Origin of the sequence: Lutibacter sp. A64 (assembly GCF_022429565.1) — a bacterium.
GTDB lineage: Bacteria > Bacteroidota > Bacteroidia > Flavobacteriales > Flavobacteriaceae > Lutibacter.
This window is the reverse complement of the sequence record NZ_CP092487.1, coordinates 3551646-3566357: the sequence shown is the minus strand read 5'-3', so window position 1 is coordinate 3566357 and position 14712 is coordinate 3551646. Positions and strand designations below refer to the sequence as shown.

Genomic DNA, 14712 nt, shown 5'->3' with positions numbered 1-14712 from the left:
TATTATCTTATATTAATATTTTATGCTTCTTTCGTATTTCTAACTTTCACATGGTAAACCACGTTTGGTTTTGTACCAATATGTTCTAGTAAATGATATGCTCTTTTATCTTTAGCTAAACTAGCTACAGTATCTTCTTCTTTATTCACATCTCCAAAAACCATAGCTCCAGTACTACAGGCGTTAGAACAAGCTGTTTCAAACTCGTTAGTATTAACAGGTCTTCCTTCTTTTTTAGCTTTTAAAATTGTTGCTTGCGTCATTTGAATACACATAGAACATTTTTCCATAACTCCACGTGAACGGACAGTAACATCAGGATTTAACACCATTTTACCTAAATCATCGTTCATATTGTAGTCAAATTCACTATTATTAGGATAGTTAAACCAGTTAAATCTACGTACTTTGTATGGACAGTTATTAGAGCAATATCTTGTTCCTACACAACGGTTATAAGCCATTTGATTTTGACCTTGTCGACCGTGTGATGTTGCAGCAACAGGACAAACTGTTTCACAAGGTGCGTGATTACAGTGTTGACACATTACAGGTTGAAAAGCAACAGAAGGATTTTCTGATGGATCTTCTAACTCAGCCATTGTATCTTTATATCCTATAACTCCAGTTCCTGCTTCTTTCTTTTCATTATCGCCAGCAAAATCTTCTTCGTGAGAGTAGTATCTATCAATACGCAACCAGTGCATATCTCTTGATTTTCTAATCTCATCTTTTCCTACAACTGGCACATTATTTTCTGCATGACAAGCAATAACACAAGCTCCACAACCGGTACATGCATTTAAATCTATAGATAAATTAAAATGATGACCTCCAGATCTATCAAATTCAGTCCATAAATCTACTGATGTTGCTTCAACTTCATTATGATCTAAAGAAACCATAGGAACTTTATTCCATTCTTTAGAATCTAAATTATTAAAGTCTTCAATTGTAGTTTCTTTAATAATATCACCTCTACCCATTAAAGTATTATGCAATTGAACACAAGCAAATTCATGTTCACCACCTACCAACTTTAAAGATACATTAGATTGATATTTATTAAAATCTTTATAATATTGGTAAGCATTTTTACCAACTTGCATTTCTTCTTTTAAACCTTGCTTACGTCCGTAACCAAAAGCTAGTCCTAATGAGCCTTTTGCCTGACCTGGCTGTATTAAAACTGGCATTACTTCAGAAACACCGTTTAAAGACATTTCAACATAACTACCATTTAAAGCACCGTTTGCAACGTTATAATTAATTACACCAAGAGCCTCAGCATCTGCTTTAGACATGGTTAAGTAATTATCCCAAGAGGTTCTTGTAATTGGATCTGGAAATTCTTGTAACCAAGGATTATTTGCCATTTGTCCATCACCTAAACCTGTTTTTGTATATAATGAAAGTTCAAATTCACTTCCTTTAATTTTCGCTAATTCAGAACCAGCTGCATCAATATCAACATCGTTTATAACAACCTCCGCATCTTCAGTAGCATCTACAACAAATACACCATCATGCAAAGCTTGATTCCAAGATTTACCTTTTAATATTTCTACATTCCAATATTCTTTAAGAAAATCGTAATAAGTAGAAGCACTACCTATCCAAGCTAACAAAGCATCTTGAAACTGGCGTGTTTTAAACAATGGTTTTATTGTTGGTTGCATTAAACTATATTGTCCTTTTTTAATAACAACATCACCCCAAGATTCTAAATAATGTGGTGTAGCTAATGCATATTGAACTGCGTTTGCAGTTTCATTATCTTGCATAGAAAATGCAACAGATAATTTTACTTTTTTCAATCCTTCAACAAATTCAGCTGAATTAGGTAACGTATAAACAGGATTGGAATTATTAATAATTATTGCTCCAATTTTACCTGCATTCATATCTGAAACTAACTGAGCAACAGCAGTATCATTTCCTTTTCTAACATTTTTTGTATTTACAACATCTATAACCTCACTATTAATAGCTTGGTTTATAGCTAATGCTAATAATTGTGCATTTTTATCTTGTATTCCTGTTACAACAACTGCTTTACTACCTGCTTTTTTAATTTGAGCTGTAGCTTTTAAAATAGTATCGTTTAAAGGACTTGCTTCTCTTGTAGAAATTCCTTTAACTACGGCGTTATATAATTTAATTAATGCTAAATTTTGTTCTGATGGTTTTACCATAAAACGTTTATCTGCATTAGACCCAGTTAAAGTCATATTAGATTCAATCTGTATATGACGAGACATTTTTCCATTAGTAGGAACACGTCCTTTTGCATAAGCAGCTTCAAAACCTCCACCTTGCCAATCTCCTAAGAAATCTGCACCAATAGAAACTATAACATCAGCCTTATCTAAATTATAATCTGGTAAAGCTCTAGATCCGTACATAGCTTCAAAAGCATCTAATGCAGCAGATTCTGAAACAGCATCATAAACTACGTGATTTACATTGCCAAAAGTTTCACCAAAATTACTTAATAACTTTTTTGTTGAAGGACTAGCACAAGTTCCACTAAGTACTGCAATTGGTAAATTAGCAGCTTTAACCTCATTTAACTTAGCTAATATTTGCTTATCTGCATTTTCTGATGAAATAGCAGCTCCATTTTCGTTAAACCTAGATTCTTTTAAACGCAGACTATCATACAATGAAAGCACAGAAGCTTGCACACGTGCATTAGTACTTCCCTTTGCGTCTTTATTTGGTTCAATTTTTATTGGACGTCCTTCTCTAACTTTTACTAAAACATTTGCAAAGTCAAATCCATCTGCCATTGTAGTTGCATAATATTCTGCAACACCAGGAATAATATCATCTGGTTTTATTACATATGGAATTGATTTAACAACTGGACCTTCACAAGCTGCTAAAGAAGCTGCAGCTGTTGTAAATCCAACATATTTTAAAAAGTCTCTACGTGTTGTTGATGAAGATTCTAGATTTTCTTTATCTCCTAAAAATTCGTCAGTAGGAATTTCTTCAACAAACTCGTTTTGCTTTAACGTATCAACAATAGAGCTTTTTGCTTTTAGCTCTTCAACACTTTTCCAGTATTTTTTGTTTGATGCCATTTAGTTTATTTATTTATTATTGAAAGATTGAAAAATTAATAGATTGAAAGATTTCAATTTTTTAATCTTTAAATTTTTAATTAATTTATTAGTAGTGACATTTTCCACATTCTAAACCTCCCATTTGAGCGGCTGTCACTTTTTCTACACCGTACTTTTTAGCTAATTGATCGTGAATATTTTTATAATATCCATTTTCAGTCATATCTACTTCAGTTTCTCTATGACAATCAATACACCATCCCATTGTTAATGGTGAAAATTGGTGCATTTCGTGCATTTCTTCAACTGGACCGTGACATTTTTGACAATCTAAACCAGCAACAGTAACGTGTTGTGAGTGATTGTAATAAGCAAAGTCAGCTAAATTGTGAATTCTAACCCATTCAATTGGTTTTTCTTCATACCCTTCAATGTATTCCATTTTATCTTTATCCCATCCAACTGCATCGTAAATTTTTTGAATTTCATTATCTAAATCTTCTTTTGTGTGACCATCAAATAATGGACCTGTATACTCAGATATTGACTTATGACAATTCATACAAACATTTGCCGTAGGAATTCCAGAAGTTTTACTATGTTTAGCTGATGAGTGACAATATTGACAATCTATTTTATTATCTCCAGCATGAACAGCGTGTGAAAAAGTTATAGGTTGAATTGGTTGATAACCTTCATTTACATCAATTTGCATTAACCATCCAAAAAAGAACCATGCTCCACCTAATAAAACAAAAATTATAGTTAAGAATCTTAAAAACGGATTGAAAAACATTGTTTTCAACATGTTTTCTGTAGACTCTTCTCCTTCTTCTCCTTCTTCTACTTTTTTGTTTGTAGTTACTGCTACAATTAATGAAAGCAATAAAAATGCTAAAATTGTAACACCTAATGTTGGTAAAACACCAAAACCAGGTTTATTAAAAATTTGTTCACTTGAAGCATCTGCAGTTGCTACAACAACTTCTTTCACATCTCCAACCGCAAAATATTTTAATAAATCTTCTAAATCTTGATCAGATAATTGAGGAAAAGGAGTCATTACAGCAGGATTACTCGCCTGAACTTCTTTTGCCAATTTATCTCCAGAAGCAGCTAAAGCATTGTTATCTTTAATCCATGCTTTTAACCATTCATGTTCACGTGTATCTGTAATCTTTAACAATTCCGGACCAATTAATTTACCTTCCATTTTATGGCAGGCAGCACAATTGGTTTTAAAAATTTGTTTACCACGTTCTACACCTGGATCAACTTCTTGAGCAACAGATGCAGTTTCTTTTACTACAGGCTCACCTTTAGTATACTCCAAAATATCTATAATATCCTGATCAGATAAATGTGGATTTGCTACCATTGGCAATTTATTGTTTTCTTCGAAAACCTGAATTGCTAACTTGTCTCCTGATTTAATCATTCCTGGACTATCCTTAATCCAAGAAATTAACCAATCTTGTTCTCTTTTTTCCGTAATACCCTCTAAAGCAGGACCTACTAGTTTTTTATCGAGTTTATGGCACGCGGCACAATTAGCCTTGAAGAGTTTTTCTCCATTAGCTACATCGGCTTGTTGCGCAGATAAACTGAGTGAAAATAATAAAAGGAAAGCAAGACTACTATTGACTAATCTTGATAATGGACTGTGTTGTTTCACACTTTTCATACTTAAAAAAAATCTTTTCTTTCTTGTTTGGTACAATATTTTCATTAAAAAACAATGATAAAAATCATTATTTAATAAATGATTTCACAAAAGTACTATTTAAAAGTAAAACTAAAAATCTAAAAATTGTGTTAAACTTAATTTATACTCATTCTAAATAACAGGCTTATGCTTTTACATGAATTTTGAATACTATAAATTTGAAAAAAATTACAACATGAAGTTTTTAAATAAAATAAAAGGCCTTGGCTTTATAATAACATTTTTTATTACTGGAGCGATATTTGCACAAAGCGAAGCTCAAAAAATTGAAGATTTAATTACCCAAAAAAAAAGCTATAATCAACAAAATAAAAATACTGTAGTTTATAAAATTCAACTATACAATGGTACTGAAAGTGAAGCTTATAAAATAAAAAATAATTTTACAGCTACTTTTCCTGAATATAAAGCTAAAATTATTTACAAACAACCTGAATGGAAAACACAAGTAGGTGATTTTGAAACAAAATTAGAAGCCGATAGAGTTTTATTACTTATTAAAGAAGAATTTGCTGGTGCAATTGTGTTAGAAGATCTTATTTAGTTAAACTACTCTATTTAACCTTTCAAACAATCGCTGTTTTAAACCTGTATAATTAACAACAGTTTCTAAAATTTGCTCTCGTTCATCTTCTTTTGTAACGTTTGCTATAAGAGAACTTATTTTTTCTTCAATTAACACGCGTCGTAAATTATAAATAGCATCGAGTACCATTTTAGAAAGGTCGCTTTCTTTACTTTTAACAATAACATCTTTACGCTCCCAATTACTTAAAACATGCTTTTCATCATCCATTAAAATATTGGTTACTAAACTGGCAATTTCTTGATTAGGGTGATTTACCAAAACATCTATAGAAATACTTTCATTTTGATTTAGTTGATTAATAATATCATAATAAATCTGCTTAAAAAGTTCATTGGTAAATTCTACTTCATCGTCTTGTAAGTTCAAATAAATTTCTTTTGAAACTAAATTTTGAAAATGCTCTTTTTTCAAAGTATGAAAACCTCGCTCTACAGCCTCCTCATCTTCAACAAAATCCACAAAATCAACCTCTTTATTACCATACAATAATAAAATTTTTATAATTTCACGCTCATATTTTTCAAGTTCATTAACCTTGGCTACTTGAGGTGTTTTATCCAGTTGCATCATCTCTGGATACAAAACTTCCATTGGAGGTTCATTAGGATCTGGACGATTTCCGGTATTAAAATTACCCGAAGGCTTTTTAGTTGTTTTTTTTGAAGCTTCTCTTTGTTGTTTGGTATCAATTTGAGCCAATTCATTAAAAAGTACATTTTCAGAAATATCCATTATTCTGGAACATTCTTGTATATAAACTTCTCTTTGAATTCTATCTGGGATTTTTGAAATACTAATAACAATATCTCGAATCAATCCAGCTTTTTTAACAGGATCATTTTTGGCTTCTTCCATTAACAAAGAAACCTTGAAGTTGATAAAATCTTGCGAATTATTTTCTAAATAATCTTTTAATTCTACTTCAGAGACTTTTTTAGCATAACTATCAGGATCATCTCCATTTGGAAACATTAACACCCTAACATTCATACCTTGCTCAAGTATTAGATCAATTCCTCTTATAGAAGCTCTAATTCCTGCAGCATCACCATCAAACAAAATGGTAATATTTTTTGTAAGTCTATTTATTAATCGAATCTGACTTTCTGTTAGCGCCGTTCCAGATGAAGAAACTACATTTTCTATACCGCTTTGATGCAATGTTATTGTATCTGTATAGCCTTCAACTAAATAACAATTATCTTCGCGCGCAATAGTTTTTTTTGCATAGTGAATTCCATATAACACATTGCTTTTATGGTAAATATCACTATCTGGAGAATTTAAATATTTGGCTGCTTTTTTATCGTTTGTTAAAATTCTTCCACCAAAACCCAACACACGCCCACTCATACTATGAATTGGGAACATAACACGACCTTTAAAGCGATCGAATTGCTTATTATTATTTGAATTTTGCGAATCTTGTTTTACAATTGTTAAACCTGTAGATTCTAAATATTTTAAGTTGTATCCTTTATTTAATGCTTCTGAAGTAAAAGCTTCCCACTCGTTTAAAGAATATCCTAATTGAAACTTTTTAATAGTCTCTTTGGTATAACCTCTTTCTTTAAAATAGCTTAAACCAATTGCTTTTCCTTGCGGATCTTCCAATAGGTTTTTATGAAAATAATCACGTGCATATTCTGAAACCAGAAACATACTCTCACGCTCATCAGCTTGTTGCTTTTGCTCGTCGGTTTGTTCGGTCTCATCAATTTCAATATTGTATTTTCTTGCGAGGTAACGAATGGCTTCTGGATACGAATAATGTTCCTGTTCCATTAAAAAAGAAACTACATTACCTCCTTTACCTGTACTAAAATCTTTCCAGATTTGCTTTACAGGCGACACCATAAAAGATGGTGTTCTTTCTTCGGAAAAAGGACTTAACCCTTTAAAATTACTTCCCGATTTTTTTAATTGAACAAATTCACCAATAACCTCCTCTACTCGGGCGGTCTCAAAAACTCTATCTATAGTTTCTCTTGAAATCAATTTTGCTCGTTTTAATTTTATAGAAATAACAAACCTAACAGGTTTTAAAACCTGTTAGGTTTAAATTTTTAACTTACGAAACCGCTTTCAACTTTTTTAATGTTGATTTTCTAATTTTATTTTCAGCGTATTTTTCTGTTACTTTAAGCTCTGTAGCGTCTGTTCCAGGAAGTTCGAACATAGCATCTGTTAAAATAGCTTCACACAGTGAACGTAGACCACGAGCTCCCAACTTATATTCAACTGCTTTATTTACAATATACTGCAATGCTTTTTCATCTATAGAAAAGTCGATACCATCCATTTTAAACAATTTTTGATATTGTTTAATAATTGAATTTTTTGGCTCGGTTAAAATAGATCTTAATGTTTCAGCATCTAAAGGATTCATATATGTTAATGCTGGTAAACGACCAATTATTTCTGGAATTAAACCAAATGATTTTAAATCGCTTGGAATTATATATTGCAGTAAATTAGTTTCATCTACTTTATCAACTTTAATAGAAGCGCTATAACCAACTGCTTGTCTGTTTAAACGTTTTCCTATTAGTTTGTCAATTCCAGAGAAAGCTCCACCAGCAATAAAAAGAATATCTTTTGTATTGACTTCAATAAATTTTTGATCTGGATGTTTTCTACCTCCTTTTGGTGGAACATTTACAACAGCTCCCTCCAATAATTTTAACAATGCTTGTTGCACACCTTCACCAGAAACATCTCTTGTTATTGATGGATTATCTCCTTTTCTGGCAATTTTATCAATTTCATCAATAAAAACAATACCGCGTTCTGCTTTAGCTACATCGTAATCTGCGGCCTGTAACAAACGAGTTAAAATAGTTTCAACATCTTCACCTACATAACCAGCTTCTGTTAAAACCGTAGCATCTACAATACAAAAAGGCACATTTAACATTCTTGCAATTGTACGCGCAATTAATGTTTTACCTGTTCCGGTTTCACCTACTAAAACAATATTACTTTTTTCTATTTCAATATCGTCTTCTTCTTTGGTATTTGGTTGTAGCAATCTTTTATAGTGATTGTAAACTGCTACTGCCATTACACGTTTTGCTTGATCTTGACCAATCATATATTGGTCTATAAATTCCTTTATTTCTAAAGGTTTTTTCACTATCAATTCAGCACTAAGTGCATCAGAAGAATTTCCAGCTATTTCTTCCATTACAATTCCATGTGCTTGTTCAATACATTTGTCACAAATATGCGCATCTAAACCTGCAATCAACAAGTCTGTTTCTGGTTTTTTTCTACCACAAAACGAACACTCTAAAACTTCATCTTTCGCCATACTTTAACTCCGTGTTTTTTTACTTTCTTACTAAAATTTCGTCAATCATTCCATAAGCTTTAGCTTCATCAGCTTTCATCCAGTAATCTCTATCTGAATCTGATGTAACTTTTTCCATAGTTTGTCCAGAATGTTTTGAAATTATTTGATACAATTCGTCTTTTAATTTTAAAATTTCACGTGCTGTAATTTCAATATCACTTGCTTGTCCTTGTGCTCCACCTAAAGGTTGGTGAATCATCACACGAGAATGTGGTAATGCAGAGCGTTTTCCTTTTTCTCCTGCACACATTAAAACTGCACCCATAGAAGCTGCCATTCCTGTACAAATTGTAGCTACTTCTGGTTTAATAAATTGCATAGTATCGTAAATTCCTAAGCCAGCATAAACTCCACCACCTGGAGAATTTATGTAAATTGAGATATCTTTTGAATTATCTACACTTTCTAAAAATAATAATTGTGCTTGTATAATATTTGCAACATTATCATCTATTCCAGTACCTAAAAATATAATTCTATCCATCATTAAACGAGAAAACACATCCATTTGTGCTACGTTCAACTGTCGTTCTTCAATAATATAAGGTGTTACACTACTAACAATCTTATCGTAATATGTGCTACTAATACCTTGTTCTTTAGTCGCAAACTTTTTAAATTCTTTTCCGTAATCCATTTTATAGTTTTATAAAATTATGGGGGTAAAGATAAGAAGTATTCATGAAACATGAAGCCTCTGACTCAAATAGTAAATTTTGAACGACTTTATATAACAGTATTTTAACAGAAAATGATTATTTTTATTAAGTTTATCTCATAAAAACAATCACCTATTGAAATTATAAAACTACTTCCGGTTTTAAAAATTATGCACCTTTACAACATTAGATTAAAAGTTTATTTTTACAATTATTAACCTAACTGTTTAAACTTTCAACATCATTTTTATTTAAAATGGGATTGTTTTTAAGTATATTTGAACTTCAAAAAAATAAATACGCACATGAAATTTATTATTAAAATTAGTTTTCTTTTTTTCGGATTCTGTAACATACTTTTTGCACAAACAAACAATGCTCATTATAATAGTATAGATGTACAGCATTATAAATTAACACTATCCGTTAATGATTCTACCGATGTAATAGACGCAGAAATAGAGGTTTCTATAAAATTTAAAAGATCTTTAGAGCGGTTTGAATTAGACCTAGTTTCAAAAGATTCTACTGGAATTGGAATGCAAGTAGATAGTGTGTATCAAAATAATATTGTTGTAGACTTTAGTCAAAAAGACAATAAACTAGCTATTGAAGCAAAACATGTATTCCCAAGATTACCATATACTTATACCATTAAATATAGTGGAATACCTAAAGATGGTTTAATAATTTCTAAAAATATGTATGGAGATCGTACATTTTTTGGCGATAACTGGCCAAACAGAGCGCACAATTGGTTTCCTTGTGTTGATCATCCTTCAGACAAAGCAACTATTGAGTATTTTATAAAAGCTCCAAACCATTACCAAGTAATTGCCAACGGATATGAAGTTGAAGAAACTAATTTAACTGAAGACTTAAAACAATATCATTACAAAACTAAGGTTCCTTTACCAACAAAAGTTATGGTAATTGGTATTGCAAAATTTGCTGTTCAAAACACTGGAATTACACATAATATCCCTGTTTCTACCTGGGTATATCCACAAACAAAAGCAGCTGGTTTTAACGATTTTGCTATTGCTAAAGACATTTTAGATTTCTTTATTGAAAAAATTGGCGATTATCCATTTCAAAAATTAGCAAACGTGCAATCTAAAACACGTTATGGAGGCATGGAAAATGCCGGAAATATATTTTATTTTGAAAAATCTGTAACAGGAAACCAAGAACATAAAGATTTAATTGCGCACGAAATTGCACACCAATGGTTTGGTAATTCTGCAACAGAAATTGAATGGTCTCACTTATGGTTAAGTGAAGGTTTTGCAACCTACTTTACTAATTTATATATTTTAGAAGCCGATGGAGAAGCTGCTTTTAGAAAACGCTTAACCGATGATCGTGAAAAGATTTTAAACTTTTATAAAACACAACAAACTCCTATTGTAGACACTAAAACAACCGATTATTTAAAATTATTAAACCCAAATTCATATCAAAAAGGAGCTTGGGTTTTACATATGCTAAAGGCTAAAATTGGAGAAGAAAATTTTTGGAAAGGTATAAAGACCTATTACGATTTTTACAAATTTAAAAATGCCTCATCAACAGATTTTAAAAAAGTTATGGCTCAAGTTTCTGGCAAAAATTTAGATACCTTTTTTACACAATGGCTTGAAAAAACAGGTCAACCAAAAATAAAAGCATCTTGGATTCACGGTGGAGACAAATTAAGAATTATGGTTGAACAACTTCAAGAACAAACTTTTGAATTTCCATTAAATCTAGAGATTATTTATTCCGATGGAACTTCAGAAATTAAAACCGTTGAAGTTACTAATCAAAAAGAACCTTTTGTAGTTACAACAAAAGCCTTAGACGTAAAAGAAATTAAATACGACCCCAACGTAAATTTATTGTTTGAAATGGATAATGAATAGTAAATTATACACTTTACAGCTACAATTCAACTTTAAAGAAGGGCAAAAATGTAAGTTTTTCAAAAGTTATAGTGAATAATAGATTGATTTACTTTAAACTATAATTTAAGACTTATATTTGCAAAAACTAAAAAAATGACTTTTTCCGATTTAAATCTAAACCGCTTTTTACTCGACGCCCTTACTGAAATGGGTTTTGAAACACCAACACCTATTCAAGAAAAAGCTTTTAATGTAATAATGAGCAGTAGAGATGTAGTTGGAATTGCACAAACCGGAACCGGAAAAACCTACGCTTATTTATTACCAATTTTAAAACAACTCACCTATTCTGAGCAAAAACATCCACGTATTTTAATTGTAGTGCCAACTAGAGAATTGGTAGTTCAGGTAATACAAGAAATTGAAAATTTAACACCTTATATAAATGTGCGTTTTACCGGTGTTTATGGAGGTACAAATTTAAATAAGCAAAAACAAATTGTGTATCAAGGTCAAGATATTTTAGTTGCAACTCCTGGAAGATTGTTAGATTTAGCCTTGGATGGTATTTTAAAGTTGAAACAAATTCAGAAATTGGTAATTGATGAAGTTGATGAAATGATGAACCTAGGTTTTAGAGCGCAACTAATAACTTTATTAGATTTACTACCTAAAAAAAGACAAAATATTTTATTCTCTGCAACTTTAACTAAAGAAGTGAACAATTTACTCCACGACTTTTTTAAATCGCCTATAAAAATTGAAGTTGCAGCAAGCGGAAGTCCTTTAGATACTATTAAACAATTGGCTTATCCAGTTCCAAATTTTTATACAAAAGTCAACTTTTTAGTGCAATTACTAAAAGATAAAGAGACTTTTAAAAAAGTATTGGTATTTGTAAAAAACAAGAAACAAGCCAATATCTTATTCGAAGAATTAGAAGATTTAATTCCGGGTGATACAAATGTAATTCACTCTAATAAAACCCAAAATTATCGTTTACGAGCAGTAACTAATTTTGAAAAAGGTTTTTTTAATGTACTAATTGCAAGTGATATTATTGCGCGAGGTTTGGATTTCACAGAGGTGAGTCACGTAATTAATTTTAATATTCCTGAAGAACCTGAAAATTATATGCACCGAATTGGTAGAACTGGTAGAGCTGAACAAGAAGGTACTGCTATTTCATTTTTTAATGAAGAAGAAGCTGAATATTTAGGTGAAATTGAATTGTTGATGAATACTGAAATTGATGTTGAAGATTTACCTGAAACCATTGAAATTTCCACTAGATTGATTGATGAAGAACTACCAAAAGTTGAACCAGAAAAAAGCAGTAGAAAAAAGACAATAACAGAACCAAGTGGTGCTGCTTTTCACGAGAAAAAAGAAAAAAATAGCAAGAAAAACCTTGGTGGATCTTATAGACGCGAAATAGCAAAAAAATACAAGAAACCTAAAACTAGAGGTCAGAAACGCAAGTAACAATTATCATTTTTTTAGGCATTCAATTAGCAATAATTATACTAAATATTAGTACTTTTAATTCAAATTTTTAAGTATGCTTTTTGAAACCGAAAAACTAGAAGAAATACGTATTCAAATAGATTTAATTTTAGAAAAAATCTTAGAATATGAGAATAGGTATAAAAACCAAATTTTAGGTGTACATCCAAATTATACGGAAAGTGCTAAAAACTTAATTCACTACTTAGCACTTAGAAGTTTTGATAATGCTGTTTTTCAAGATAAATTAAGTAAAATTGGATTGCCAAATACATCAAGCTCAGAAAGCAGTGTTTTACACAACTTACTTGTTTATAAAACAATCATAAATCATTTATTAAACAACCATAAGGTTGAAAAAACTTCTGGATTTTTAACAAAAAGTGAAAGCAAAAAATTAATAAAAAAACACGTAAATGCTTTATTTGGTAAAATAGATAGAAACCGTAACACGCGTATTTTAGTAACCCAACCTACCATAGCTTCAGAAGATAAAGACTTTGCAAAAAACCTTACAGCTCTAGGAATGGATGCCGCACGAATTAATTGCGCCCACGATTCTGAACCAGTTTGGAGCAAAATTATTGCTAACACAAAACAAGCAAATCCAAATTGTAAAATATTTATGGATTTAGGTGGTCCAAAATTAAGAACTGGCAAAATGAAACCTGGTTACAAAGTAATTCATATAAAACCAAAACGAAACACTTTAGGCCAAGTTATAGTGCCCGCAAAAGTATGGTTAGCACCTTTTGGAATGCTTCCACCAGAAAACGCTGAAGTTGATGCTATTATTCCCGTAAATAAAAAATGGTTGCAAAAAACCCGAAAAGGCTCTTATGTTACTTTTTTAGATTCTAGAGGTAAAAAATGTAAAATCACCATTGAAAGCAAAGAAGGTTATGGAAGATGGGCTTCTTGTTCAGATTCTGCTTTTGTTACTACTGGCACACAATTAACAGTATTTTTAGAGAAAAAATCGACTTCAGAAATACATACCGTTCACGAAATATTGCCCTTAGAAGAAATTATTTTTTTATTTGAAGGCGATACTTTAAAATTAAATAAAGCACCAATTTTAGGAGAACCTACAAAATATGATGAAGCTGGAAATTTAATTGAATACCCACATATTTCGTGCACATTACCTCAACTGTTTTCTGAAGTAAAAAAAGGCGAATTAATTTATTTTGACGATGGTAAAATTGAAGGTATTATAAAAGAAGTTGCTTCAGATTTTTTATTGATAAAAATCACCAATGCCAAAAAAAATGGAAGTAAACTTAAAGCGGATAAAGGAATTAACCTTCCGAATAGCGACTTAGGAATTAATGGCTTAACAGAAAAAGATAAAGAAGACCTAAAATTTGTTGCTAAAAATGCAGATGCTGTAAATTTTTCTTTTGTAAACTCTAAAAACGACGTTGAAGATCTACTAAATGAATTTAAAAAACTGAATGCTGATTTAAGTATTGTATTAAAAATTGAAACCAAAAAAGCCTTTAGAAATTTACCAAGCATTTTATTAAAAGCTATGGAAAATTATCCAATTGGAGTTATGATTGCTCGGGGAGATTTAGCTATTGAAACGGGGTGGAAAAATTTTGCAGTTATTCAAGAAGAGATAATTCATATTTGTGAAGCTGCTCATATACCCGATATTTGGGCAACTCAAGTATTGGAAAATTTAGCAAAAAAAGGAATTCCAACAAGAGCTGAAATTACAGATGCTGCAATGTCTCAACGTGTTTCTTGCGCAATGTTAAATAAAGGTATATATATTGAAAAAGCTGTAAAAATGCTCGATAAAATTTTATGTAAAATGCAATCTATTCAAAATAAAAAAATAGCAATATTGCCTAAATTAGAATTTTCTAAAGAGTTGTAAAAAACATAAAAAAACTCCTTAATTTTTAAAAT

The 14712-nt window shown here is 30.9% G+C and carries 9 protein-coding genes; 4 read left to right on the top strand and 5 right to left on the bottom strand.

The features are described 5' to 3' along the window. Nucleotides 1–20: 20 nt before the first annotated feature. Nucleotides 21–3089 carry a TAT-variant-translocated molybdopterin oxidoreductase gene (locus MKD41_RS14440; RefSeq protein WP_240243052.1) on the bottom strand — a complete coding sequence of 1023 codons (3069 nt, stop codon included), beginning with the start codon at nucleotides 3087–3089 and terminating at the stop codon, nucleotides 21–23. A gap of 88 nt (nucleotides 3090–3177) precedes the next feature. Next, nucleotides 3178–4755: a c-type cytochrome gene (locus MKD41_RS14435; protein WP_240243051.1), complete on the bottom strand. Its 1578-nt coding sequence runs from the start codon at nucleotides 4753–4755 to the stop codon at nucleotides 3178–3180. Between the two features lie 217 nt (nucleotides 4756–4972). Here MKD41_RS14435 and MKD41_RS14430 point away from each other — a divergent pair, with 217 nt between their 5' ends. Then, nucleotides 4973–5341, top strand: coding sequence for an SPOR domain-containing protein (locus tag MKD41_RS14430; RefSeq protein ID WP_240243050.1), 369 nt, complete (start codon nucleotides 4973–4975; stop codon nucleotides 5339–5341). Here the strand turns inward: MKD41_RS14430 and dnaG are convergent, their stop codons facing one another. The 3 genes from dnaG to clpP all read right to left on the bottom strand — a co-directional run bounded on the left by dnaG (nucleotide 5342) and on the right by clpP (nucleotide 9378). Then, nucleotides 5342–7384: a DNA primase gene (gene dnaG, locus MKD41_RS14425; RefSeq protein ID WP_240243049.1), complete on the bottom strand. Its 2043-nt coding sequence runs from the start codon at nucleotides 7382–7384 to the stop codon at nucleotides 5342–5344. A 73-nt stretch (nucleotides 7385–7457) separates the two neighbouring features. Further along, complete coding sequence (gene clpX, locus MKD41_RS14420) at nucleotides 7458–8699, bottom strand: ATP-dependent Clp protease ATP-binding subunit ClpX (protein WP_240243048.1); 1242 nt, start codon at nucleotides 8697–8699, stop codon at nucleotides 7458–7460. A gap of 19 nt (nucleotides 8700–8718) precedes the next feature. Next, nucleotides 8719–9378 (bottom strand): ATP-dependent Clp endopeptidase proteolytic subunit ClpP, encoded by a 660-nt coding sequence (clpP, locus tag MKD41_RS14415; RefSeq protein WP_240243047.1) that lies wholly within the window; start codon nucleotides 9376–9378, stop codon nucleotides 8719–8721. A 327-nt stretch (nucleotides 9379–9705) separates the two neighbouring features. On the opposite strand from clpP, the gene MKD41_RS14410 reads away from it, so the two are divergent. From MKD41_RS14410 to MKD41_RS14400, 3 genes are all read left to right on the top strand, one after another. After that, nucleotides 9706–11304, top strand: coding sequence for a M1 family metallopeptidase (locus tag MKD41_RS14410; RefSeq protein WP_240243046.1), 1599 nt, complete (start codon nucleotides 9706–9708; stop codon nucleotides 11302–11304). Nucleotides 11305–11439: 135 nt separating this feature from the next. After that, nucleotides 11440–12771 carry a DEAD/DEAH box helicase gene (locus MKD41_RS14405; protein ID WP_240243045.1) on the top strand — a complete coding sequence of 444 codons (1332 nt, stop codon included), beginning with the start codon at nucleotides 11440–11442 and terminating at the stop codon, nucleotides 12769–12771. A gap of 76 nt (nucleotides 12772–12847) precedes the next feature. Next, on the top strand, nucleotides 12848–14680 hold the full coding sequence (locus MKD41_RS14400) for a pyruvate kinase (protein WP_240243044.1): 1833 nt from the start codon (nucleotides 12848–12850) through the stop codon (nucleotides 14678–14680). The last annotated feature ends 32 nt before the right edge of the window (nucleotides 14681–14712 follow it).

Excerpts from the sequence above, each read along its gene's own strand:
- MKD41_RS14435 (WP_240243051.1), bottom strand. The coding sequence starts at position 4,755 with ATGAAAAGTGTGAAACAACACAGTCCATTATCAAGATTAGTCAATAGT.
- MKD41_RS14400 (WP_240243044.1), top strand. The coding sequence starts at position 12,848 with ATGCTTTTTGAAACCGAAAAACTAGAAGAAATACGTATTCAAATAGAT.
- MKD41_RS14405 (WP_240243045.1), top strand. The coding sequence starts at position 11,440 with ATGACTTTTTCCGATTTAAATCTAAACCGCTTTTTACTCGACGCCCTT.
- MKD41_RS14440 (WP_240243052.1), bottom strand. The coding sequence starts at position 3,089 with ATGGCATCAAACAAAAAATACTGGAAAAGTGTTGAAGAGCTAAAAGCA.
- MKD41_RS14410 (WP_240243046.1), top strand. The coding sequence starts at position 9,706 with ATGAAATTTATTATTAAAATTAGTTTTCTTTTTTTCGGATTCTGTAAC.
- clpX (WP_240243048.1), bottom strand. The coding sequence starts at position 8,699 with ATGGCGAAAGATGAAGTTTTAGAGTGTTCGTTTTGTGGTAGAAAAAAA.
- clpP (WP_240243047.1), bottom strand. The coding sequence starts at position 9,378 with ATGGATTACGGAAAAGAATTTAAAAAGTTTGCGACTAAAGAACAAGGT.
- MKD41_RS14430 (WP_240243050.1), top strand. The coding sequence starts at position 4,973 with ATGAAGTTTTTAAATAAAATAAAAGGCCTTGGCTTTATAATAACATTT.